The 23,283-nt window shown below is 63.7% G+C and carries 18 protein-coding genes and 1 pseudogene; 9 read left to right on the top strand and 10 right to left on the bottom strand.

The window, feature by feature from the left end:
- Positions 1-2: 2 nt before the first annotated feature.
- Entirely contained in the window at positions 3-3,836 is a 3,834-nt protein-coding gene (locus tag AC0L2Y_RS22165; protein WP_473559501.1) for a caspase family protein, read from the top strand.
- A gap of 97 nt (positions 3,837-3,933) precedes the next feature.
- Entirely contained in the window at positions 3,934-5,250 is a 1,317-nt protein-coding gene (locus AC0L2Y_RS22170) for an NAD(P)H-dependent oxidoreductase (RefSeq protein WP_473559502.1), read from the top strand.
- A gap of 285 nt (positions 5,251-5,535) precedes the next feature.
- Here the strand turns inward: AC0L2Y_RS22170 and proC are convergent, their stop codons facing one another.
- The gene (gene proC, locus AC0L2Y_RS22175) at positions 5,536-6,351 is read right to left on the bottom strand and encodes a pyrroline-5-carboxylate reductase (RefSeq protein ID WP_352488299.1); all 816 of its coding nucleotides are present in this window, start codon (positions 6,349-6,351) and stop codon (positions 5,536-5,538) included.
- Positions 6,352-6,578: 227 nt separating this feature from the next.
- Here proC and AC0L2Y_RS22180 point away from each other — a divergent pair, with 227 nt between their 5' ends.
- The 4 genes from AC0L2Y_RS22180 (at position 6,579) to AC0L2Y_RS22195 (ending at position 11,215) form a co-directional block, all read left to right on the top strand.
- Positions 6,579-7,313, top strand: coding sequence for a hypothetical protein (locus AC0L2Y_RS22180; protein WP_473559504.1), 735 nt, complete (start codon positions 6,579-6,581; stop codon positions 7,311-7,313).
- A gap of 209 nt (positions 7,314-7,522) precedes the next feature.
- Positions 7,523-8,422 (top strand): bifunctional methylenetetrahydrofolate dehydrogenase/methenyltetrahydrofolate cyclohydrolase FolD, encoded by a 900-nt coding sequence (gene folD, locus AC0L2Y_RS22185; protein WP_473559506.1) that lies wholly within the window; start codon positions 7,523-7,525, stop codon positions 8,420-8,422.
- 16 nt (positions 8,423-8,438) lie between these two features.
- The gene (locus AC0L2Y_RS22190) at positions 8,439-9,437 is read left to right on the top strand and encodes a GlxA family transcriptional regulator (protein WP_473559508.1); all 999 of its coding nucleotides are present in this window, start codon (positions 8,439-8,441) and stop codon (positions 9,435-9,437) included.
- A 110-nt stretch (positions 9,438-9,547) separates the two neighbouring features.
- Positions 9,548-11,215: a vWA domain-containing protein gene (locus AC0L2Y_RS22195; protein ID WP_473559510.1), complete on the top strand. Its 1,668-nt coding sequence runs from the start codon at positions 9,548-9,550 to the stop codon at positions 11,213-11,215.
- Between the two features lie 103 nt (positions 11,216-11,318).
- On the opposite strand, the gene edd is transcribed toward AC0L2Y_RS22195, so the two are convergent.
- From edd to zwf, 3 genes are all read right to left on the bottom strand, one after another.
- Entirely contained in the window at positions 11,319-13,142 is a 1,824-nt protein-coding gene (gene edd / locus AC0L2Y_RS22200; protein WP_473559512.1) for a phosphogluconate dehydratase, read from the bottom strand.
- Positions 13,143-13,215: 73 nt separating this feature from the next.
- Positions 13,216-13,929 carry a 6-phosphogluconolactonase gene (gene pgl / locus AC0L2Y_RS22205; RefSeq protein ID WP_473559514.1) on the bottom strand — a complete coding sequence of 238 codons (714 nt, stop codon included), beginning with the start codon at positions 13,927-13,929 and terminating at the stop codon, positions 13,216-13,218.
- Positions 13,911-15,380: a glucose-6-phosphate dehydrogenase gene (gene zwf, locus AC0L2Y_RS22210; protein ID WP_473559515.1), complete on the bottom strand. Its 1,470-nt coding sequence runs from the start codon at positions 15,378-15,380 to the stop codon at positions 13,911-13,913. The genes pgl and zwf overlap by 19 nt, the downstream gene beginning before the upstream one ends.
- 274 nt (positions 15,381-15,654) lie before the next feature.
- Between zwf and AC0L2Y_RS22215 the strand changes: the two genes are divergently transcribed.
- Positions 15,655-16,401, top strand: a complete 747-nt coding sequence (locus AC0L2Y_RS22215) for an SDR family oxidoreductase (RefSeq protein ID WP_473559517.1) — start codon at positions 15,655-15,657, stop codon at positions 16,399-16,401.
- Positions 16,402-16,464: 63 nt separating this feature from the next.
- Here the strand turns inward: AC0L2Y_RS22215 and AC0L2Y_RS22220 are convergent, their stop codons facing one another.
- The 4 genes and pseudogenes from AC0L2Y_RS22220 to AC0L2Y_RS22235 form a co-directional block, all read right to left on the bottom strand.
- On the bottom strand, positions 16,465-17,289 hold the full coding sequence (locus tag AC0L2Y_RS22220; RefSeq protein WP_473559519.1) for an SH3 domain-containing protein: 825 nt from the start codon (positions 17,287-17,289) through the stop codon (positions 16,465-16,467).
- 211 nt (positions 17,290-17,500) lie between these two features.
- A complete protein-coding gene (locus AC0L2Y_RS22225) occupies positions 17,501-18,787 on the bottom strand; it encodes an NAD(P)/FAD-dependent oxidoreductase (RefSeq protein ID WP_473559521.1) in 1,287 nt (428 codons plus the stop codon).
- An 89-nt stretch (positions 18,788-18,876) separates the two neighbouring features.
- Positions 18,877-19,246 (bottom strand): annotated as a pseudogene (locus AC0L2Y_RS22230) (four helix bundle protein).
- 58 nt (positions 19,247-19,304) lie between these two features.
- Positions 19,305-20,738: a glutamine synthetase family protein gene (locus AC0L2Y_RS22235; RefSeq protein ID WP_352488315.1), complete on the bottom strand. Its 1,434-nt coding sequence runs from the start codon at positions 20,736-20,738 to the stop codon at positions 19,305-19,307.
- A gap of 169 nt (positions 20,739-20,907) precedes the next feature.
- Here AC0L2Y_RS22235 and AC0L2Y_RS22240 point away from each other — a divergent pair, with 169 nt between their 5' ends.
- Positions 20,908-21,624 (top strand): HAD family hydrolase, encoded by a 717-nt coding sequence (locus tag AC0L2Y_RS22240; RefSeq protein WP_352488577.1) that lies wholly within the window; start codon positions 20,908-20,910, stop codon positions 21,622-21,624.
- Between the two features lie 32 nt (positions 21,625-21,656).
- On the opposite strand, the gene AC0L2Y_RS22245 is transcribed toward AC0L2Y_RS22240, so the two are convergent.
- Positions 21,657-22,046: an ANTAR domain-containing protein gene (locus AC0L2Y_RS22245; RefSeq protein ID WP_473559524.1), complete on the bottom strand. Its 390-nt coding sequence runs from the start codon at positions 22,044-22,046 to the stop codon at positions 21,657-21,659.
- Between the two features lie 431 nt (positions 22,047-22,477).
- Between AC0L2Y_RS22245 and AC0L2Y_RS22250 the strand changes: the two genes are divergently transcribed.
- Positions 22,478-22,939, top strand: a complete 462-nt coding sequence (locus tag AC0L2Y_RS22250) for a RidA family protein (protein WP_352488318.1) — start codon at positions 22,478-22,480, stop codon at positions 22,937-22,939.
- Between the two features lie 65 nt (positions 22,940-23,004).
- On the opposite strand, the gene AC0L2Y_RS22255 is transcribed toward AC0L2Y_RS22250, so the two are convergent.
- A complete protein-coding gene (locus AC0L2Y_RS22255) occupies positions 23,005-23,247 on the bottom strand; it encodes an SMc00767 family acetate metabolism repressor (RefSeq protein ID WP_352526326.1) in 243 nt (80 codons plus the stop codon).
- Positions 23,248-23,283 lie beyond the last annotated feature (36 nt).

Below are 23,283 nucleotides of genomic sequence, written 5' to 3' on the forward strand. Positions count from 1 at the left end.
GCGTGGCGTTTGCCGCGCTGCTTGCACTTTTGTGCGCGCTGGTTCCTGCGCGGGCTGAAGAGCCGAAGGCGCTGAAAGGCGTCGCGCTCGTCATCGGGCAGTCCGACTATGAGCACGTCGGCAAGCTGCCCAATCCGGAAAACGACGCCCGCGCCATCGAGGAGATGTTCGACAGGCTCGGCTTCGAAACCGATGTCGCGACCAATCGCGACGCGCGCAAATTGCGGCGTGACCTCGAAGGCTTCGTCGACGATGCCGAGGGTGCCGACGTCGCCATTATCTACTATTCCGGCCACGGCATCGAAGCCGGCGGCGAGAATTTCCTGGTGCCGGTCGATGCCGACATTACAGCGCTCGACGATGCCGGCGAGAATCTGGTGCCGCTGTCGTCGATCGTGGCCGAGCTGAAGGCCAAGGTGCCGGTCACCATCGTGCTGCTCGATGCCTGCCGCAACGATCCGTTTCCACCGGGCACGCTTTTGAAACTCGAGCCGGGTGAAGCGGGCAAGCCGATCGGCGCCGGCGGCCTCGGCGAAACGCGCAGCGTCGTGGCGCTGAACGGCAGCGCGCCGGCCAAGGGTTCGGCCGATGACAGCCTGGGCCAGGTCATCGGTTTTGCCGCCGAGCCCGGCAAGGTGGCCCTCGACGGTCCCGCCGATGGCAACAGCCCCTATGCGGCAGCCATTTTGCGTCACATCGACACGATGGGCGGCGAGGAATTCGGCACCGTGCTGCGCATGATCGGCGAGGAGGTCTATCTCAAGACCGGCGGCCGGCAGCGGCCGTGGGTCAATGAGAGCCTGCGCCGGCTGCTCTATTTCGGTACGCCCGCCGAGGTGCCGAAAGGCGAGGAGGGCGAGATCCTCAGCGAGCGCCGCCGGCTGCTGGTGACGATCTCGACGTTGCCCGACCCGCAACGCCGCCAGATCGAGACGATCGCCCGCGATGGCGGCGTACCGATGGACGCGCTCTACGCCATGTTGAAGACGCTGGGCACCGAGACACCCAGGGGCGCGGCCGAACTCGACCAATTGCTGCGTGGCCAGACCGAGCGGCTGAAACAGGTGCTGGCCGAGCAGGCGACGCTGAAGAGCCAGGATCCGGAAATCGTGCGGCTTTCAAGACTGGCCGAGCAGGCGGTGCAGGAAGGCGCACTCGAAGCAGCGCAGAAAATCCATGAACAGGCCAAGGCCCGCGTTGGCGAACTATCAAAGACCGTCGACCAGGCCGAAGCCGACCTCAAGGCGCGTCGTTTCGAGTTTGCTGAGGTCTTCGGCGACAGCGCCAAAACCTACGAAATTTCCTTCAGCTATCAGGCGGCAGCCCAGGACTATGCCAAGGCCTATGAGCAGGTCGAGAAATGGGACGACCATGAAGCCTGGTTCTACAAGGCAGCCGAGGCCCAGGCGCTCTCCGCGCACGGTTCTTTCTCTGGCGACAACGCCTTTCTGGCGCAGGCGGTCGCTGCCTATGAAAAGGCGCTGACCTATGTGTCGCGCGAAAACAGTCCGCGGCAATGGGCGGCCACGCAAAACAATCTCGCCACCACACTCTCGACGCTGGGCGAACGCGAGGCCGGTCGCGAAAACCTCGACAGGGCGGCTGCCGCCTTCGACCAGGCGCTGAGCGTCTACACACGCGACGCCGATCCGGACGACTGGGCCTCGACGCTTGGCAATCTCGGCACCGTCTATTGGCGGCTCGGCCAGCGCGAGAATGGTACCGCACTGCTCGACAAGGCGGTCGCCTCCTTTCGCGCGGCGCTCGCGGTGCAAGCGGCGAAAAAAATGCCGCTCGAATGGGCGGCGACTGAGAATAATCTCGGCATCGTGCTATCCGAGATCGGCGAGCGCCAGGCCACGACCGACAGTTTCCGCGCTTCGATCGAAGCGCATCGCGCCGCGCTGACCGAATACCGCAGGGAGCGTGTCCCGCTCGACTGGGCGTTGAGCCAGGTCAATCTCGGCGCGGCCTTGTTTCGCCTTGGCGAGCGTGAAAAAGACGTGCCGACGCTTGAGCAGGCGGTGGCCGCCTATCAGGCTGCCACCGAGGAAATGACGCGCGAGCGCGCCCCGGCGCAATGGGCGACGATCCAGAACAATTTGAGCTCGGCGCTGGAATCGATCGGTCAGATCAATGGCGACATCGCCACGCTGCAACGCGCTCGGGAGGCGGCAGAGGCGGCACTGACGGTCTGGACGCGCGAGCGTGCGCCGGCGAGCTGGGCGAACGGCCAGTTGACGCTTGGCAATGCCTTGCAGCGCCTGGGCGCCAGGCAGGACGGCAACGACGCGCTGCTCAAGGCGATCACTGCCTATGAGGCCGCACTTTCTGAATATCCGCGCGAAAAGCTGCCGCTCGACTGGGCCTCGCTGAAGCAGAATCTGGGCTCGGTCTATGCGACGCTTGGCGAGCGGGACACCGGCATCGACTATCTCCGGAAGTCGGCGTCCGCCTATCGCGAGGCCTCGCAGATCTATACCGCCACCGCTGCTCCAATCGAGTTTGCTTCGATCGAGCACAGTCTCGGCAACACTTCGTCGACCTGGGGCGACCGCGCCCGCGACAAAGCGGTGCTCGAAGGGGCGGTCGCCGCTTATGATGCAGCGCTCACCGTGCGAAGCAAGCAGAGCGCCCCGAAGGACTGGGCGAAGACGCAGTACCGGCTGGGCGCAGCGCTTTCCATGCTCGGCAAGGCCAATGGCGGTTCGGACGAGGCGCTCAAGCGCTCGGCGGCGGCCTATCGCGCGGCGCTCGAGGTGCAGAGCCGCGACGCCGATCCTGACGCCTGGGCGGCAACGCAATGGGGCCTCGGCCACGTGCTCCTGGTGCTGGGCGACCGGACGCAGGACGGCGAAGCGTTCCGCCAGTCGGCGACGGCGCTCGAAGCGGCGCTGCCCTTCTACGACCTCGCCACGGTGCCGGAAGACCACGCCCAGCTGCAGAACGAACTCGGCAGCGCCTATTACTACCTTGCTGGCAGCGCCAATGACCCATCGCTCTACCAGAAGGCGGCCGCCGCGCATGAAAAGGCGCTGGCCGTCTATGCCACGCTGCCCGACCGCTCGCTCTGGGCTTCGGTCGAAGGCGACCTCGGCAATGCCCGCATGATGCAGGCAAACGCCAGTTCCGAGCCGGACGCCATGGCCAAATCGGTCCACGCCTATGAGGCGGCACTGACGGTGATGAGCCGCGACAGGGATGCCGACGAATGGCTGCGCAACCAGGCCAATCTGGCCAGTGCGCTGTCGACGCTGGGCTACTGGCGCGACGACGTCGCCCTGCTGCAGCGCTCGGCCGGCATCTATCGCTCGATCCAGAGCGTGCGCACGCGCGACCGCGCCCCCGAACCCTGGGCCAGCACGCAGGCAAGCCTGGCCAATGTGCTTGGCATGATCGGCGCGAAAGAGCCTTCGCCGGCTCTGTTCGCCGAGGCGGTCGCCGTCAACCGGGCGCTGGCAGACGAGGTCGGCCGCGACCGCGATCCCGACCGCTGGGCGAGCCTGCAAAACGAGATCGGCTATCAGCTGACGCTCGCCGGCCGTGCCGAAAACAATGTCGCCAAATTCGAGGAGGCGGTGCCGATCCTGCGCGAGGCCATCGCCGTGCAGAAGAAGATCGGTTCGGTGCCGGGCATCGCCTTCACCGAGGACAGCCTGTGCGACGTGCTTACCGATCTGGGTGCTGCCCGCAAGCAGAAGGCAATGGCCGAGGAAGCGATCGCCGTCTGCCAGCACGCACTTGTCGTCTTCAGGGAGCGAAAAATGGACGACCTTGCCGCCGGCTCCGCCAAGAACCTTGCCGAGGCACAAGCCTTGCTGGCCGAATTGCAATAGCGCACAGGAAAAGGCGGCCGCGGCCGGTTTCGATTGGCAATGGGTTGCCGTTCCCTGCTATTCCCGCTTCAAATCAAAAAGCAGTGGACGTTCCAGTATGACCAATGTCGCATTGACCGGGCTTGCCCGCGATCTTGCCAAGCGTGCCGCGGAAGGCCGCCCGGTGCGCATCGGCGTTATCGGTTCGGGCGAGATGGGCACCGACCTGGTGACGCAAGGCATGCTGATGCCGGGCATTTCGGTTTGCGCGATCTCGACCCGCCGGCCGCATACGGCGCGTGACGCCATCCGCATCGCCTATGGCGACGAGGCGATGGCAGCCGAAGCGGACAGCGCTTCGAAGGTCAGCCAGGCGATTGAAAGCGGCAAGATCGCAATTACCTCGAACGAAATGCTGGTCACCAATCCGCTTATCGACGTCGTCATCGATGCTACCGGCAAGCCCGGCGTCGCCGCCGATTTCGACCTGATGGCGATGCAGCACGGCAAGCATCTGGTGATGATGAATGTCGAGGCCGACGTCACCATCGGCTGCTATCTGAAGCAGCAGGCGGACCGGCTCGGCGTCGTCTATTCGGTCGGTGCCGGCGACGAGCCGTCGAGCTGCATGGAGCTGATCGAGTTCGCCTCGGCGCTCGGCTACACCATCGTCTCCGCGGGCAAGGGCAAGAACAACCCGCTCAACCACGACGCCGTTCCCGACGACTACCGCGCGGAAGCGCTGCGCCGAAACATGAACCCGCGCATGCTGGTCGAGTTCGTCGACGGCTCGAAAACCATGGTCGAGATGTGCGCCATTGCCAACGCCACCGGGCTGGTGCCCGACGTTCCCGGCATGCACGGTCCCAAGGCCGATCGCGACGAGCTGGTCAAGGTGCTGATCCCGCGCGAGCAGGGCGGCATCCTGTCGAAGAAGGGCGTCGTGGACTACACCGTCGGCAAGGGCGTGGCGCCCGGTGTCTTCGTCATCGTCGAGGCGACGCATCCGCGCATCATCGAGCGCATGAACGATCTGCATATCGGCCACGGCCCCTATTACAGCTTCTTCAGGCCCTACCATCTGACCTCGCTTGAAGTGCCGCTGACGGCCGCTCGCATCGCGCTTTACGGCAAGCCCGACATGGTGCCGCTGCCGCGGCCGGTGGCCGAGGTCTGCGCCGTGGCCAAGCGGGATCTGGCGGCAGGCGAGACGTTCGACGCGATCGGCGAGACCTGCTACCGCTCCTGGACCATGACGATCGAGGAGGCCCGCGCTCACCACGCCGTGCCCGTCGGTCTGCTCGAAGGCGGCAAGGTGCTGAAACCGGTGAGGAAAGGCGAATTGCTCACCGCCGACAATGCCGCGCCCGACCCGACGACCAGGCTATTCGCCTTGCGCCGGCTGCAGGACGAGATGCTGTATGGGGCGGGGTAGGTGGGGTGCAGAAACTTTGACGTCGGCGGGACAGCGCCCCTCTCTGTCCTGCCGGACATCTCCCCCACATGGGGGGAGATCGGACGTCATGCCGGCTTTCGCCAATCTCCAACATCGCAGTTCGTGAGCGAAGCGCCCAACCTGCCAATCTCCCCCCTCGTGGGGGAGATGTCCGGCAGGACAGAGGGGGGCGCGAAGGATCGCTGCTTAGCGGCTTTTCTCCAGGTGGCCATTGCCACTGAAACGCATGATCGGCCTTCCGCCGACGGCTTCCAGCCCCGCCCCCTACTTCCCCAGCTCGATCGAGCGCAGCCGCGCCGCTTCCACCGCTTCGGTGAGCAGTTGCGTCAGCCGGTCCTCGCCCATCAGCACCGCAAGGGCGGCAGCCGTGGTGCCGTTGGGGCTGGTCACCTGCTGTCTGAGCACGCCCGGCTCCTCGCCGCTTTCGGCGGCCAGCGATGCGGCGCCGTAGACCGTCTGCATGGCCAGGAGCTTTGCGACCTTGCCAGGCAGGCCGGCCTTCTCGGCGGCCACCGTCAGCGCTTCGATGAAATGGAAGATATACGCCGGCCCCGATCCGGAGACTGCCGTCACCGCGTCCATCAGGCCTTCGTCGTCGATGTCGGCCACTTGCCCGCTCGCCGAAAGCAGGTCGGCGACAAGGCGTTTGGTGTCCTCGGAAACCAGGCTGTTGGAAAACACCACCATCATGCCCTTGCCGATCGCCGCCGGCGTGTTGGGCATGCAGCGCACGATCGGTGCGCGGTCGCCGAGAATGCCTTCGAACGTGGCGACCGGCGTCCCGGCGGCGATGCTGAGGAAAGTGGTTCGGCCATCGTTGAAGCGGATGTAGCCGGCGGTCACGTCGCGGATCACCTGTGGCTTGACCGCAAGGACGATGAGGGCGGGCACGGCGTCCGCCGGGATGGCACCGGCATCCGCGGCAGCAGAGCAGCCCAGCGCTTCGGCACGCTTACGCAACTCGGCATTCGGCTCGACCACGAACACCGCAGCCGGAGCGAGCTTGCCGGCTTTCAGCCAGCCCGAGAGCATGGCGTAGCCCATATTGCCGCAACCGGCGAGAACAAGCCTGATCGTCATCGAAAGCCTCCCATAGAGATGGCTTCCCCATAGACGTTCGCGGCAGGGCGGGGAAGCCCTGTTGGGACCGTGATCAGGCCGAAACCCGGACCTTTGCGGTTGGGATGCACATGTAGTCGCGCAGCCGCGCGGCGACCAAATTAACCTTTTATTTCCTATGCCTGTTTAGCATCGCTTAACCAGTGGCGGTCGCTACGTCCCAGCCCGAGGGGAAAGCTCCAGAAACCATGGCTTATAGGAATAATCATGAACACTGGAGGAACGAGCAGTCCCTGCTGTCGTTCGTCGAGGCAGCGCGCGACGGGGACGAAGCGTCGCTGGTTTCGCTAGAGGACCGTGCAGGCCCGTCATGGCGCGAGGATGCCCCCACACGCCATCGTCTCGCCCGCTCGCGCCGCGAAGCGCGTGCCAGCCCGATCCTGTTGGCAGCCGCCGGTATCAGCCAGCCCGATCCTGATGAGCCAAAGGCCGGCACCATGCTGATGGAAGAGGCTGCAACGGCCGATCGGTTTTTCGATCCCGCTGGCTCCCTTGGCGGCCCCGATGCCCTTTCCGCCGATCACGCAGCATACCGGGCAGCGCCGCCTCCCGCTCTGCCGGTCGAGGTCGCGCGCACCAAACGTCCTGGTCCGATCGGTGCCGTGTTGTCGGCTTTGAGCCGGCTCATGCCTGGCAGAGCGCCGGAGGAGATGGCGTCCGGTGAGACTTCCGCCGCGACAAATTCCGGCGCAGCCATGCCGCCTGCGTTCCACCCGCAGCCGCTTTATGCCGGTCGGGCACCTTATCCGCAGCAACCCACGCCGCATTCGGCCCATACTCAAGCCTGGTCGAAGGCGGCAAATCAGGCCTCGGAAGCCGCCGATCAGCAAAGCCAGATCGAGGAAATCCGCGCCAGCCTGCGCGAATTCCGCGAGGTCGTTCGCGAGCTGACCGAAAACCGCACGCGCCGCCGCTATTTCTAAGCGTCGAATAAAACATGCCGGTTTCGAGTTAACGGCATGGGACGGCGCATTGACGGGATTGCCCGGCTCGATTTTCGTGAAAATGCCGCGCTGCATGTCCGCCCGCCTGCGCATGGTTCTGGGCAACGGCCTGCATAAAAGATATCTGGAGCGCGCCGCATGGATGCTTTCACGCGGCAGGCTTACGCGATAGGCGTCGAGGGTGGTTCATGGCTGAGTTGATTGACGGAAAAAGCGTCGCCGAAGACGTGGTGCGGCGGGTCAAGGCCCTGACCGCCGAACTGGCGGAAAAGGGCGGACGGCAGGCCGGTCTCGCCGTGGTCATCGTCGGCGAGGATCCGGCGAGCCAGGTCTATGTCGCCTCCAAATCCCGCACCGCCAAGGAATGCGGCTTCCATTCGGTTCAGCACACGCTGCCGGCCGAAACCTCCGAGCCGGACCTGTTGAAGATCATCGGCGAGCTCAATGCCGATCCGGCCATCAACGGCATCCTGGTGCAGCTTCCGCTTCCCGGCCATGTCGATGCCGGCAAGATCATCCAGGCAATAGCGCCGGAGAAGGATGTCGACGGCTTCCATTTCATCAATGTCGGCAAGCTCGGCACCGGCGAACTCGAGACCGCCTTCGTGCCTTGCACGCCGGCCGGCTCGATGCTGCTGATCGAACGCGTGCGCGGCAAGGACCTGTCCGGTCTCAATGCGGTCGTCGTCGGGCGTTCGAACATCGTCGGCAAACCGATGGCCAATCTTCTGCTTGCCGCCAACTGCACCGTTACCATCGCACACAGCCGCACCAGGGACCTGCCGGCGCTTGCCCGCACCGCCGATATTCTGGTCGCAGCCGTCGGCCGGCCTGAAATGGTCCGCGGCGACTGGGTCAAGCCTGGCGCCACCGTCATTGACGTCGGCATCAACCGTATCGCCGCACCCGAAAAGGGCGAAGGCAAGACCCGCCTCGTCGGCGATGTCGCCTTTGCCGAAGCAGCGAAGGCGGCCGGCGCCATCACGCCGGTGCCTGGCGGCGTCGGGCCGATGACCATTGCCATGCTGATGGCCAACACGCTAGCTTCCGCCTACCTCGCAGCCGGGTTGAAACGGCCTTCCTTCTGACCAGAGAGCAGCGTCCTTGCCGAACCTCACTGTTCCCTTAGAGCGGCCGGTCACCAATGATCCCGTTCAGGGCGGCCGGCAGTTCGGGTTTCTGCTGGTCGATAAGTTCTCCATGTTCTCGCTGGCGGCGGCAATAGACACGTTCCGGTCGGCGAACCGGCTGCTCGGCCGCGATTTCTATGGCTGGACGACGGTGTCGGCCGACGGCGATGCCGTCATGGCGTCCAACGGCCTGCCGCTCAAGATCGACTACGCCGTTGCCGATCTGCCGCCGGTCGACATCCTGTTCGTCTCGGTCGGGCTGACGACGGAATTTCCCGGCAAGAGCAAGGTGCTGGCAGCGCTGCGCAGCTGGGGCCGGCGCGGCAATGCGCTCGGCGCGCTGTCGGTCGGCTCCTATCTGCTTGCCGAGGCAGGCCAGCTCGATGGCTATCGCTGCACCATCCATTGGGAAAACCGCGCCGGTTTCCTCGAGCGCTTTCCGGAGATCAACTGCACCGGCAACGTCTTCGAGATCGACCGCAAGCGCTACACCTGCGCCGGCGGCACCACCTCGATCGACCTGATGCTGGAGATCGTGCGCGGCGATTTCGGCTCGAGCCTCTCCAATGGCGTCGCCAACCAGTTCCAGCATGAGCGCATCCGCTCGGCCGGGGACCGCCAGCGCGTCGGCCCGGAGCGCGACCTGACCGGCAAGTCGGAAAAGCTGCGGCGCATCGTCGAGCTGATGGCCGACCATCTCGACGAGCCGCTGTCGGCGGTACAGCTCGCCAAGTCGGCGGGCCTGTCGGTGCGCCAGGTCGAGCGCCTGTTCCTGCGCCATCTCAGCGTGACGCCCGGGCGTTATTACATGCGGCTCAGACTCGAGCGGGCGCGCGAATTGCTGCGCCAGACCAACATGCCGATCCTCGACGTGGCAATCGCCACCGGCTTCACCTCGCATTCCTATTTTGCCCAGAGCTACCGGCTGCAATTCGGCCGGCCGCCTTCCGAGGAACGCCGCACGACCTATTGAAGGTTTTTGCAGAGTCGTCGGAGCTTCGTGCTCCGCCCGGGCTTGTGTCGCGACGCAGCGTCAAATAGCTTTCCGGCGCCGAGCGGCGGCGACTGACGGGGAGATATTGGATGGCGGGATTCGTGCGGAGCGCCGCTGCGGCAGCCCTGCTGATGTGGATGACGGGGTTAGGCTTCGCCGCCGATCGCGTCATCGTCGTTCTCGATGCCTCCGGCTCGATGTGGGCGCAGATCGACGGCAAGCCCAAGCTCGAAATCGCCCGTCAATCGCTGCGGAACGTGCTGCAATCGGTCCCGGCCGACGAGGAAATCGGCCTCATGGCCTATGGCCATCGCGAGAAGGCCAGTTGCGACGACATCGAACTCATCGTGCCACCACAGGCCGGCTCGGCAAGTGCGATCTCAGCCGCGGCCGACAGCCTGAAATTTCAGGGCAAGACGCCGCTGACCGCCGCGGTCAGGCAAGCGGCGGAGGCATTGAAATACACCGAGGACAAGGCGACGGTCGTTCTCATCACCGATGGCATCGAGACATGCAATGGCGACCCCTGTGCGCTGGGCAAGGAACTGGAGGCTGCCGGCGTCGACTTCACCGTCAATGTCGTCGGCTTTGGGCTGACGGCTGCCGAAGGCAAGCAGGTCGCTTGCCTCGCCGACAACACCGGCGGCAAATATGTCGAAGCATCGGATGAAAAGGCATTGCACGATGCCCTCGTCGAGACCGTCGCGCCCCCGCCACCCGTCACTGAACCGGCTCCCGCCCCGCAGCCTGCTCCCCAGCCGGCGCCTGCCCAGCCGGCGGAGCCCAATTTCGTGCCCACCGTCGTGCTTGCCGAGGGTGGCGATCCCGTCACCGACGGCAATGCCTGGGAGATCTATAAGGCGAATTCCGACGGCACGCGTGGCGATCCCGTCACGACCGAATATGGCACCTACAAGGGCAATCTGGAGCCGGGCGACTATATCGTCGTCGCGCGTGCCGGCGAGGCCAGGGCCGAACAGAAGATCAAGATAGAGCCTGGCCAGGTCGCCAAGCCGCACTTCAACCTGAATGCCGGCACGCTGGTCATCCACCCCAGGCCAAGCGAAGGAGCGGACGTTGATGACGGCGCGGCTGTCGTAATCGGCTATCCCGGCGTCGATACCCCGCCGACCTACTACGGCGACACGAAAGTCGTGCTGCCTGCCGGTGACCAGAAGGTGACGGTCACGATCGGCCAGGGCATGGTTTCCGAGACGATCCCGCTTGCCGCTGGCAGGGTCATCGACAAGGACATCATCGTCGGCGTCGGGCGTATCGTCGCCAACGCCTATTATGCTGCCGGCGGCGACAAGGCCGAGGGTTCCGGCGTCGGTTTCAAGGTGCTCCAGGCGAAAAAGCAGGTCGACGGAACCAGGCAGGAGGTGACTTATGCCTACGGTCCGGACAGCAAGTTCGATCTGCCGCCCGACGATTATGTAATGGTCGCGACCGTCGACCTTGCAGTGGCCGAGCAGCCCTTCAGCTTGAAGGTTGGCGACCATCAGGATCTGAAGATCGCGATGAACGCCGGTATGCTGACGATAACCGCGCCAGGGGCTTCGAAGATCGAGATATTCGAGGCCAGGAAGGCCATCGACGGAACCCGCAAGTCGGTCGGCTACGCCTATGACCAGAAGTATGAAGCCACCCTGTCGGCCGGCGACTATGCGGTGGTTTCGGAGAAATCGGACAACAGCTCGAAAGAAGGCACGGTAACGGTCAGGGCCGGCGCGCGAGCCGAGCTGACGGTTCAATAGATCCAGAGCAATTCCAGGAAAAGTGTGGAACGGTTTTCCGTCCGGAATTGCGCAGAAACAAAGAGGGAGACCAGCCATCGGCCGCTTCCTCCTGGCCGAAAAGTCACGCCGTACCGAACGCGCTGGCGCCATGGTCGGCGCGGCCTACCAACTGCCGGAACCCGGCGAAAAGCTCGCGGCCGAAGCCGAATTCATTGCCTATGAGGTCGCTGTCCGCGGGGCGGCGCAGTGCGAAATCGCCGGCCGGCACCAGTACTTCGAGCGTCCCGGCCTCCGCGTCGAGCCTGACGATATCGCCGTCATGGATCCTGGCGATCGGCCCGTCCTCCGCCGCTTCCGGCGTCACGTGGATCGCCGCCGGCACCTTGCCTGAAGCGCCCGACATGCGCCCGTCGGTGACTAGCGCCACATGCTGGCCGCGGTCCTGCAGGATGCCGAGCACGGTGGTCAGCCTGTGCAATTCCGGCATGCCATTGGCCTTCGGTCCCTGGAACCGAATGACGGCGATGAAGTCGCCGGTCAGCGACCCCGCCTTGAACGCCTCGTTCAGCCCTTGCTGGCTGTCGAACACCTTGGCCGGCGCCTCGATGATGCGCCGCTCCGGCTTGACCGCGGATGTCTTGATGACGGCGTGGCCGAGATTGCCTGAAAGCACTTTCAGCCCGCCGCTCGGCTGGAACGCCTTCTTGAACGGCGCCAGCACCTTCTCGTCGCCGCTCTGGCGCGGCGAGGCCTCGCGCACGACACCGCCGTCGGCGCCGAGCTTGGCCTCGACCGCGTAGGGGCGCAGCCCTTCGCCCCACACCGTCTGCACATCCTCGTGCAGGATGCCTGCGTCGAGCAGTTCGCGGATCAGGAAGCCGAGCCCGCCGGCGGCGTGGAAGTGGTTCACATCGGCAAGGCCGTTCGGATAGACCCGCGCCAGCAGCGGCACCGCTTCCGAGATGTCGGAAATATCCTGCCAGGTAATGGCGATGCCGGCCGCCGCTGCCATGGCGATGAGGTGGATGGTGTGGTTGGTCGAACCGCCGGTGGCGTGCAGGCCGGCGATGCCGTTGACGATCGAGCGCTCGTCGATCATCCGCCCGACCGGCGTGTAGGCGTTGCCGAGCGCGGTGATCGCCAGCGCCCGCTTCGTCGCTTCCCTGGTCAGCGCGTCGCGCAGCGGCGTGCCGGGATTGACAAAGGAAGCGCCAGGCGTGTGCAGGCCCATGATCTCCATCAGCATCTGGTTGGAATTGGCGGTGCCGTAGAAAGTGCAGGTTCCCGGCCCGTGATAGGATTTTGATTCGGCTTCGAGCAGTTCGGCCCGCCCCACCTTGCCCTCGGCATAGAGCTGGCGGATCTTGGCTTTTTCGTCATTCGGAATGCCGGTCGTCATCGGCCCGGCCGGGATGAAGACCGCCGGCAGATGGCCGAAGGTCAGCGCCGCGATCACCAGCCCCGGCACGATCTTGTCGCAGACGCCGAGATAGACGGCGGCGTCGAACATGTTGTGCGACAGGCCGATCGCCGCGGCCATGGCGATCACGTCGCGCGAAAACAGCGACAGCTCCATTCCGGGCTGGCCCTGGGTGACGCCGTCGCACATCGCCGGCACGCCGCCGGCCACCTGGGCGATGCCGCCGGCCTCACGCGCCGCGTCCTTGATCAGCGCCGGAAATGTCTCGAAAGGCTGATGCGCCGACAGCATGTCGTTATAGGAGGTGATGATGCCGAGGTTCGGCACCCGGTCGCCGCCAAGCGCTATCTTTTCGGAAGGGCTGCAGACGGCAAAGCCGTGGGCCAGGTTGCCGCAGGACAGCACGGCCCGGTTGGCGGTGCGGTTCGAGGCTTCGGCGATGCGGCCGAGATAGGCCTCGCGACCGGGCTTGGAGCGCTCACGGATGCGCTGGGTGATGGCTTCGATGTCGCGTCTTGCGGTCATGGCGGTCGGTCCTTTCAGGCGAGGTCCCGCAAACACCTTCCGGCTGTTGCCGGGACCTGCAGCCAAGTTGAGATCAGGGTGCCCAGAAAACCTCTATGGGCTTTTGAGTGGCATCGAGCACGGCGCGAATGGGCTTTCGTGTCCCAGCTCCAAGCGCGGCCTCGAATGCGCTGCGTTTTTCCGCGCCCTCGATGTGCAGCGCGATGAAGCCGGCATTGATAATCCGCGCCAGTGACAGCGTCAGCCGTGGCTCGCCCGCGCTTGCGGCGTGAACCGGAAGCACGATCCTTTGCGACGACGGGTCGAGCAATCTTGCCAGGTTATCGGCATCCGGAAAGAACGAGGCTGTGTGGCCATCAGTTCCCATGCCGAGCACAACGACGTCGAGTGGCCAGGGCAGCGCTTGCAGCGCCTTACTGTCGGAGACCGCTGCGCCCTCGATACTTGCCGCGTCATGATAGAGCGGCACGAATTTCGCGGCGACGGCGGCGTTCTGCAGCAGGTTGGCGGCAACCAGGCCGGCATTGGAGCGCGGCGATGAGGGCGGCACGAAGCGCTCGTCGACCAATGTTATCGTCACCTTTTCCCAGGCGATAGGAACGGTCGAAAGCGCCGCGAAGAATTTCGCCGGCGTCGTGCCGCCCGAGACCGCAAGCAGTGCCGTGCCGCGCTCGGCGATCGCCTTTGACAGGCAGCCGGCGACGTGGCCGGCAAGCGCTGCCGCCAACTCCTGGCGTCCGGCAAATTCGTGCCAGTTGTAGGCGCCGCCTAATTGCTCTCGTGCCATGTCCGCCCGTCGCGTTCGATCAGCGCAATCGAGGCCGAGGGGCCCCATGTGCCGGCGGTGTAGCCTTGCGCCTCTTGCCTGCCGCTTTCCCAGGCGTCCTGGATCGGGTCGATCCATTTCCACGCCGCCTCGACCTCGTCGCGGCGCATGAACAGCGTCTGGTTGCCACGGATGACGTCCATGATCAGCCGCTCATAGGCATCGGGGGCGCGGCCGTCGAAGGATTGCGCAAAACTCATGTCGAGCGGAATCTGGCGCAGTCGCATGCCGCCCGGCCCCGGATCCTTGATCATGATGAACTGCTTGACGCCTTCGTCGGGCTGCAGCCTGATGACCAGCTGGTTGGCGGAAATCGGCCCGGCGCTCTCGCCGAAGATCGAATGCGGAATCGGCTTGAATTCGATGACGATCTCCGAAACGCGGGTCGCCAGCCGCTTGCCGGTCCGGAGGTAGAACGGCACGCCCGCCCAGCGCCAGTTGCCGATCTCGGCCTTGAGCGCAACGAAAGTTTCGGTGTTGCTGTTCTTGCCGAGCTCCTCCACATAGCCTTTCACCGGCCCGCCGGCCGAGGCGCCGGCACGGTATTGTCCACGCACCGTGTGCTTCGGCGCTTCGTTGCCGTTGATGCGCTTCAGCGCCCGCAGCACCTTCAGCTTTTCGTCACGGACGGCATCGGCGTCCATCGACGATGGCGCCTCCATGGCGACAAGGCAGAGCAGTTGCAGCATGTGGTTCTGCACCATGTCGCGCAATGCGCCGGCCTTGTCGTAGTAGGTGACACGGTCTTCCAGGCCGACTGTCTCGGCCACGGTGATCTGCACATGATCGACATTGGCGGAGTTCCACAGCGGCTCGTAGAGCGCATTGGCAAAGCGCAGTGCCATCAAATTCTGCACCGTCTCCTTGCCGAGATAGTGGTCGATGCGGAAAATCTGGCTTTCATGGAAGTCGTCGCCGACCAGGTCATTGAGCGTCCGCGCCGAAGCGAGATCGCGGCCGATCGGTTTTTCCAGCACGATGCGCGAATTGGGCGTGATCAGCCCGTGCTCCTTCAGCTTGTGCGAGATGTCGCCGAACAGCGCCGGCGCCACCGCCAGATAGAAAGCGCGGATGTGTTCGCTGTTGCCGATCGCCTCCTTCAGCCTGTCGAACCCGGCGCCAGTGGTTGCATCTGCCGGGACATAGGAAAGCCGTGCGAGGAACGTCTTCAGTTCCTTGGCGTCGATATCTTCCGGCTTCACATGATCGGCAATCGCCTGCCTGGCGAAAGACTGGAACTCCTCGTCGGTCATCTTCGAACGTGATGTGCCGATGATGCGCGTCGGCTCGGAAAACTGGTGGTCGCGCTGCCGGTGGTACAGCGACGGCAGAAGCTTGCGTTCCGACAGATCGCCGGTGCCGCCGAAGATGATGAAGTCGAAAGGATCGACGGGGATGATCTGGCTGGTCATGGTGTGTCCGCTCTGACGCCGGTCGCGATAACGCGGCTGATATAATCTAATCGATTTAAACTTGCCAGTACCATTGCGTCACATCCGCGTGTGCTCTTGACACGGGCGCTAGCCGGAGGCTTGTCGGCAAGCGATGCTTCCGGGAGCGTTCGCAGGTGCAGCATAGAGCGGGATCAAGGCGAAAGCCAAAGGAGAAATCGGCAATGGACACACATCTTTCGATGGCCATGGCCAAACACGTCGTCGATCGCCTTCAACGATGAGTGAGAAAAGCATGCGCCTCAAAAACAAGGTCGCCATCATCACCGGCGCTGCCTCGGGCTTTGGCGAGGGCATGGCCAGGCGCTTTGCCGAGGAGGGCGCGCGGGTAGTCGTCGCCGACCTGAACGCCAAGGGCGCAGGGCGCGTCGCCGGCGAGATCGGCGAAAACGCGATCTGGACCCAGACCGACGTCTCGCTGCGGTCCGAATTCGACGACATGGTCCATGCTGCAATGGGCGCCTTCGGTCGCATCGACATCATGGTCAACAACGCCGGTTACACCCATCGCAACGGTGACATGCTGGAAGTCGATGAGGCGACCTTTGACCTGATCACATCAGTCAACATGAAGGCGATCTACCACGCAGCGCTTGCCGTGGTACCGGTGATGGAGCGGCAAGGCGGTGGCGTCATCCTGACGACGGCCTCTACGGCCGGTATCAGGCCGCGGCCTGGCCTCACCTGGTACAACGCATCGAAAGGCTGGGCGATCACCGCGACCAAATCGATGGCGGTGGAACTCGCGCCGAAGAACATCCGCGTCAACTGCCTCTGCCCGGTTGCCGGCGAGACCGGCATGCTCGCGAAATTCATGGGCGCCGACACACCCGAGATCCGCGAGAAGTTCCGCGCGTCGATCCCGCTCGCCCGGCTTTCGACGCCGCTCGACATAGCCAATGCCGCGCTTTGGCTCGCTTCGGACGAGGCGGCTTTCATCACCGGCGTGGCGCTGGAAGTCGATGGCGGGCGTTGTATTTGAACGGTCCAGTCATCCGGCGGAGGACGGGCTGATGGCGAGCGACCCCCGATTGCTCTGCCGGCCCTACGCCCCGGTTTTGACGTAGCTCTTGTAGACCCAGCCGCGCTTGCCGTTGTAGACGATCTGGCACCATTGCTTGCAGCTCATCACTTGCACCGAGGTCTTGGCCGGCACGGTGAGAATGGCGGCCGCATTCTTCTTTGGGCCGGTGCGCATGGTAACGGATCTCAGGATCCGTCCGGATTTTGCCTTGGTGCTGTTGTCGTCTTCGCTCGCGGTCTGCGCCGCCGGTTGCGGCTTGGGCGTTGGAATGGCGGCGGTCTGCGCGCCGTCAGGCCCTGTGTTCTTCGTCGAGCTGCCGGGAGCCGCCACCTTGGCAAACAATGCCGCAGCGTCGGGTTTTGCTGCCGGGTCGGCGAATGCCACCGAAGCAGACGATTTATCGGCCGCCTGCTCGGTCTGGCTTGCCAGCTGGTCGGATGCTGCCGTGGCGGCGGCCGATGCCGTCTTTGGCCCCGTCCAGCGCGGATTGTTGGGAGCCAGCGCCGGTATCTCGGCTTCCGCTGCGGCCACCGCTGGGGAAACTGCATCTGCCTTGCCCGTCGTCCTCGGCGCCGCAGCAACCTTGGCAGGCATGATCTTCGTCGTCTTGACCGGGATGGTCGGAACGATCTGCTCAGGGCTTGCGGCCGCTTGTCGCTCATTTGCCGGCAATGCCAGCCACAGCGCCACCGCGGCAACGCCGAGCAGTGCGGCCGTGCCAAGCGCGGCGATTACCAGATGCGCGTTCGACCGGACCCCGTGCCAGAACGTCGGCCGCATATCGTAACCGAATTGCATCGCAAGGCGCCGTCGTTCCGGCGCGCCGAAACTGAAGGGCTCTCTCACTCTTGCCACCTCCATTTGCGGGCCGATGTTCTTACGACCGATGCCGGAGAGCCGGCATTTCGATCGGCATCGGTCCCAAACCAAAAGCGGGCAGGCCCGCAAAAATTCCCCGTTCAGCTGCCCACGAGCATCATCTTTCGCCCGCGATTGTGGCATCACTGCGCCCTTGGCGGGAATTCTGCGCCCTGGTTAAGGATTCTGCAACGTCTGGTTAGATTCTGTCCCGCAACGCGTACCAGTTGAGCGCAAGAAAGAGCAGTGGCGCGCGCAAACGCCGGCCGCCGGGGAAGGGTGGAATTTTCAGGTCCTCGATCAGCTTCAGCCGGTCGCGGTTGCCGGCGACCGTCTCGGCATAAAGCTTGCCGAAAAAGTTCGACAGCATGACGCCGTGACCGGAATAACCGCCGACCGAGATCACATTGGGCATCACTTCGCGCACGAACGGCTTTCTCGGCACGGTGATGCCGACATAACCGCCCCAGCCATGGGTGATCTCGACGTCCTTCAATGCCGGATAAATCTCGGCGATCTGCCGGCGGATGTGGATGTGGATGTCCTTGGGGTCGTTGACCGCGTAGATCTCGCGCCCACCAAACAGCAGCCGCCCATCCTTCGATTTGCGGAAATAGCGCACGACGAAGCGCGAATCGTCGACCGCCTCGCCACCCGGCAACACTTTGGAATCGGCTCCTAGCGGTACCGTCGCGCCGATGAACGAGCCAATCGGCATAATATGCGCGGCACTCACCGGTTCGAGCGTGCCGCCATAGGCATTGACCCCGATCAGGCATTTAGCGGCGGTGATCGTGCCCTTCGGCGTCACAACCATCACCTTGCCGCCGCCGAAGGTGATGCCGGTCGACGGCGTCTGCTCGAAAAGCTTTGCGCCGGCCTGTGCCGCGACTTTTGCGGTGCCGATCACCAGTTTCAGCGGATGGATATGGCCGGTGCCGGTGTCGCGGGTGCCGCCGAAATAATGCGTCGAGCCCAGCCGCTCGGCTGTCTCCGCGGCATCCATGAATGAGATGTGCGGATAGCCGAAACGGCTCGCCATGATCTCGGCATGAGCCTTGTAGTCGTCGACATAGCGCTTCTTGTGCGCCACCGACATCTGGCCGGGCATATAGTCGATCTCGATCTCGTGCATCGCGGCGAAATCGAGCAGATGCGCCTTGGCCTCTTCGGCCAGCTCGAACAGCGCCTTGGCGCGGGAAAAGCCGTATTCCGCTTCCAGTTCCTCTGCCCAGGCCCGTTGTCCGGTGCCGAGCTGGCCACCATTGCGGCCCGATGCGCCGTCACCGAAACGATGCGTTTCGATCAGCACCACATTCGCGCCTGTCTTGGCGAGATGAGCCGCGGCCGACAGGCCGGTAAAGCCGCCGCCGACAATCACCACATCGCATGTCCGGTCGCCGTCGAGCGCCGGATATTCGGGCCTTGGTCCGGCCGTGTCTTCGTACCAGGAGCGGCCGGGAGAGATTGGGGATTGGTAAGTCATGATGCTCGGCTAGGGGAGTAGGGGAGTAGGGCAGTAGGGCAGTAGGGCAGTAGGGCAGTAGGGCAGTAGGGCAGTAGGGCAGTAGGTGTCTATTCAGCCGACAGCTTGCGGATCAGAAGCCGCAGGGAGCTTTCCTACGCTCTCGCTGTGGGGCATCAATGACTCGACCGCCTCGCGAGAGGTAATTCCAACCCTTTGCGCGATCAAAAGGTGTGTCTCCAGTTCCTTGAGTGATCCCTGGGCGATCCTGAGAAACTGCTGGTAGGAAGCTCGGCTTTCTCGGCCGTAACCCTCGGCGATGTTGGCGGGCACCGACGTTGCTGCCCGACGCACCTGACCCGTCAGCCCGTAGATCTCGTCTTTCGGCCAAGTCCTTGTTACTTGGTAGATTGCAACTGTTAGGTCCATGGCTTGCTGCCAAACGATCAGATCCCCGTACGATGCGATCTTGTCCGTCATCCTTGCCCTACTGCCCTACTGCCACATTGCCCTACTCCCCTACTCCCCTACTCCCCTACTACACGTTCAGCAGCAAATACTCCCTCTCCCACGGGCTGATCACTTCCATGAAGGTCTCGAATTCCGCTCGCTTGATCGCCGCATAGGTGGCGGCAAATGACTTGCCGAGCAGCGCGCAGAGTTCCTCGTCTGCCTCGAACAGGTCGACGGCTTCAAGCAGGCTGCGCGGCAGGTCGATCTGGTCCTCGTTGGCGGTCGTCAGAACCGGCGGCTCGGCCTGGATCTTGTTGATCATGCCGATCAGCCCGCAGGCGAGCGATGCCGCCATCGCCAGATAGGGATTGGCGTCCGAGGAGGGGATGCGGTTTTCGACGCGCCGCGCTGCCGGGTCGGAGCGGGGCACGCGGAAGGCGGTGGTGCGGTTGTCGTAGCCCCATTTGTTGTTGACCGGCGCCGAGGCCGACTGCGTCAGCCGCCGGTAGGAATTGACGTAGGGCGCAAACATCACCAGCGCGTTCGGCACATGTTTCTGCATACCGCCGATGAAATGGAAGAAGGCCTCGGTCTCCGAGCCGTCCTCCGCCGAAAAGACGTTCTTGCCGGTCTTCTTGTCGATGATCGACTGATGGATATGCATGGCAGAACCGGGCTGCCCCTGTATCGGCTTGGCCATGAACGTGGCGTAGATCTCGTGTTTCAGCGCCGCCTCGCGGATGGTGCGCTTGAACATGAACACCTGGTCGGCGAGCTCGATTGGATCGCCGTGACGCAGATTGATTTCGAGCTGGCCGGCGCCCTCCTCGTGGATCAGCGTGTCGATCTCCAGGCCCTGGCTTTCGGAGAAATGGTAGATGTCGTCGATCAGTTCGTCGAATTCGTTGACCCCGGCGATCGAATAGCCGGCGCCGCCGCCGATCGGCCGCCCGGAGCGCCCGACAGGCGGGGTGAGCGGGTAGTCCGGATCGGGGTTCTTGCGCACCAGGTAGAACTCGATCTCGGGCGCCACGACCGGTCTCAGCCCACGCTTGTCATAGGCGGCAAGCACGCGCTTCAGCACGTTGCGCGGCGTGAATTCGACCGAGCGGCCGTCCTGGTGGACGAGGTCGCAGATAACCGCCGCGGTAGGGTCCTCCTCCCACGGCACCACCGTCAGCGTTGAGAGGTCAGGCATCAGCTTGAGGTCGCCATCGTCCTCCGGATAGTGGAAGCCGTTGCCGTCCTCCGGATAGCCGCCGGAAATCGTTGTCATGAATACCGCCGAAGGCAGCGCCAGCGAGGTGTTGGAGGTGAACTTCTTCGATGGCATCATCTTGCCGCGCGCAACTCCGGCCTGGTCGGGTGTGATGCATTCGATATCTTCGATGCCGCGCCATTCCAGCCAGGCGCTGACTTCCTTCCAGTTCTTGACGCCACGTTGGTTTTTCACGAAGGCAGGCGTGCGGGCGCGTCCTCCGCGGCTCGACGGACGGACTTCCTTTTTTGCAGGCGGCATCAATCACCAGATTTGTTGCAGATTGTGGAGTATAGCCGTTGCCGACGACGAAAGGGAAGGGGAGCCGGCTGGCGTGCGCCTCGATAACCCCGGGGAACACAACGACTTCCGGATAAAAGCCTCCTGGTTTAGGGTCGGCCTCCCCGCAACGCTGCAATTAATGGGCCGCATGCAACACAGCCGCAAACTGACGACGATCGGCTTCGACGCCGATGACACGCTGTGGCAGAACGAACAGTTCTTCCGCGTGACCGAGAAGCGCTTTGCCGCACTGCTCGCCGACCACGCCGAGGCGGACCGGATCTCGGCAAGATTGCTGGAGGCCGAGAAGCGCAACCTCGCGGTCTACGGCTTCGGCATCAAGGGCTTCACGCTGTCGATGATCGAGACGGCGATCGAGGTCACCAACGGCCTGGTGCCGGCCTCGACTATCGCCGAAATTCTCGCCGCGGGCCGCGAGATGCTCAGCCATCCGATCGAGCCGCTTCCGCATGCGCGCGAAACCGTGGAAAAGCTGACCGGCGCCTACCGCCTGGTGCTGATCACCAAGGGCGACCTGTTCGACCAGGAACGCAAGCTGGCGCAATCCGGACTGGGCGAGCTGTTTGATGCCGTCGAGATCGTCAGCGACAAGAGCGCGGCCACCTATAGCCGCATCTTCAGCCGCCACGGCGACGGCCCGGAAAAGGGCATGATGGTCGGCAACTCGCTCAAATCGGACGTCGTGCCGGCCATCGAAGCCGGCAGTTGGGGCATCCACGTTCCGCATGAGCTGACCTGGGTGCTGGAACATGTCGAGCCGCCGGTCTCGGCACCACGCTTTCGCCAGATAGCCAATCTCGGTGAACTGCCGGGCTTGATCGAGCATATCGGCGAGACTGATTGATCAGGTCTGCAGCCGAGGCATCGCGGTAGGCGTCAATTGCGGCTAATTGCGATCAGCCGGTCGATCACCGGCTGCAGCCGTTCGGTGGTGATCGGCTTGACGACCACTGCATCGATGACGCTGGACAGGCCCAGGCTCTCCGGAGTGCCGCTCTTGACTGAAAGCAGGATCACCGACGGAAGCGATCTGCCTGACGCTCTTCGCAGTGCATCGATACCCGACAGCAAGGCGTCGCAGTCCCCGTTCTCCGCACCGCCGTCGAGAACGACAGTCCCGGGAATCAGCGCGTGCAAGGCCTTTGCCGCGGTTTCGGGAGTTTCCGAGACCGGTTTGAGGCCGGACCGCTCCACGATCTTTGAAACCACGACACGGTTGATCGGTGATTTTCCGACCACCAGCACCCGCGAGAAATCCGGGAGCATCCGCGTCTCCATGTCCCGGCTAACGAAAGGCAGCTGTTTTGCAGTCTCGATATCGCGATTCGCTGGGCACATGGCGGGGGCAGGCCGTTGTTCAATGTTTCAATGCAGGGTTGAAACTCGAGAGGTAATTGGCGTGAGATCACTGCTCATGTCAAGCTCAAATGGCATATCAGGAGAATATCGCAAGAAACATTAAAATTAAAATTAAGTGCTTTTCTTTGCCGCCTCCCGAAGGAGAAGTTGTCACTACAACCGGGCAGGCTTCAGCGAAGTTTGGCTTTGCAGCGCGAACGACCAACTCGCAGCTGTAGCCGGTTTGACGTAAGGTTGAACGAAGGCGAGGCAGGTCTGTCGCGAGCTTGTCGTATCGCCTCGCCGGACTACCCTTCCTCGTTGGCTAGGCACGTCTCTTTGAGCGACGGGAGATGACAATGGAACTCGTGACTCACAAGAAATTCAAAAATGGCCGGTTGATGCCATGGGGAAAGGGTACGGTCGTTACCGGCGCAAAGGGGTTTGTCTACCTTTCCGGAAACACCGCGACCGCCGAGGACTACGATCCGATCGGCAAAAGCGGCGGCGGCACCGTTGGCGATGCGGCCGCGCAGTGGCGCGCAATTCTCACCAACATCAAATCAGATCTGGAAGAGCTTGGCAGTGCGCTCGACCATCTCATTAGGCTGACCTTCTTTGTTAAGGGGCCATTTCCCGATGGCGGCGTGCTGAGCTCGCCCAATTTTCGCCTGGACGTCTTGGACGAATTCTTTGCCGAGCACTGCCCGAAGCACTGCAGCTACAACAACCCGCCGCCCTCGGAAGTTATTGGCGTTGCAGCGCTTGCGCAGCCTGATCTTGTCATTGAAATCGTTGCATTAGCGGCTCTGCCGGATTAGGCACAGCCGCTGCCTGCGAGGTGCGATAGCATGCGCTCAAAAGAGGCGCCGTGCTATCGAGTTCATCAGCCGTGGCTCCGCTGCGTGACGATGACCGGGATCAGCAGATCGCCCCAGTTGCCGTCGCCGCCATGGTGCCGTGCCGAGCGCACCAGCTCGACCGAGACGCCGGCCTCGACCGCCTTCATCACCGACTGATTGAGCCTGTGCAGATCGTTTGCCAGCATTCGGATGGTCGCCTGCTGGTCGACATTCATGCTGGTGGCCTGCTCTTCGGCCCGTTCCTTGACGCGGCTTATCGATGCCATTGGTCTTCTCCCTGTGTTGCCATGTCTGTTGTGTTG

The sequence above is a fragment of the Mesorhizobium sp. WSM4830 genome (assembly GCF_055811495.1).

Bases quoted from the DNA above. Each gene is read 5' to 3' on its own strand.
- AC0L2Y_RS22195 (WP_473559510.1), top strand. From the start codon at position 9,548: ATGGCGGGATTCGTGCGGAGCGCCGCTGCGGCAGCCCTGCTGATGTGG.
- AC0L2Y_RS22255 (WP_352526326.1), bottom strand. From the start codon at position 23,247: ATGGCATCGATAAGCCGCGTCAAGGAACGGGCCGAAGAGCAGGCCACC.
- pgl (WP_473559514.1), bottom strand. From the start codon at position 13,929: ATGGCACGAGAGCAATTAGGCGGCGCCTACAACTGGCACGAATTTGCC.
- proC (WP_352488299.1), bottom strand. From the start codon at position 6,351: ATGACGATCAGGCTTGTTCTCGCCGGTTGCGGCAATATGGGCTACGCC.
- AC0L2Y_RS22235 (WP_352488315.1), bottom strand. From the start codon at position 20,738: ATGCCGCCTGCAAAAAAGGAAGTCCGTCCGTCGAGCCGCGGAGGACGC.
- AC0L2Y_RS22245 (WP_473559524.1), bottom strand. From the start codon at position 22,046: ATGCTCCCGGATTTCTCGCGGGTGCTGGTGGTCGGAAAATCACCGATC.
- AC0L2Y_RS22170 (WP_473559502.1), top strand. From the start codon at position 3,934: ATGACCAATGTCGCATTGACCGGGCTTGCCCGCGATCTTGCCAAGCGT.
- AC0L2Y_RS22180 (WP_473559504.1), top strand. From the start codon at position 6,579: ATGGCTTATAGGAATAATCATGAACACTGGAGGAACGAGCAGTCCCTG.
- AC0L2Y_RS22250 (WP_352488318.1), top strand. From the start codon at position 22,478: ATGGAACTCGTGACTCACAAGAAATTCAAAAATGGCCGGTTGATGCCA.
- zwf (WP_473559515.1), bottom strand. From the start codon at position 15,380: ATGACCAGCCAGATCATCCCCGTCGATCCTTTCGACTTCATCATCTTC.
- folD (WP_473559506.1), top strand. From the start codon at position 7,523: ATGGCTGAGTTGATTGACGGAAAAAGCGTCGCCGAAGACGTGGTGCGG.
- AC0L2Y_RS22225 (WP_473559521.1), bottom strand. From the start codon at position 18,787: ATGACTTACCAATCCCCAATCTCTCCCGGCCGCTCCTGGTACGAAGAC.
- edd (WP_473559512.1), bottom strand. From the start codon at position 13,142: ATGACCGCAAGACGCGACATCGAAGCCATCACCCAGCGCATCCGTGAG.
- AC0L2Y_RS22240 (WP_352488577.1), top strand. From the start codon at position 20,908: ATGCAACACAGCCGCAAACTGACGACGATCGGCTTCGACGCCGATGAC.
- AC0L2Y_RS22215 (WP_473559517.1), top strand. From the start codon at position 15,655: ATGCGCCTCAAAAACAAGGTCGCCATCATCACCGGCGCTGCCTCGGGC.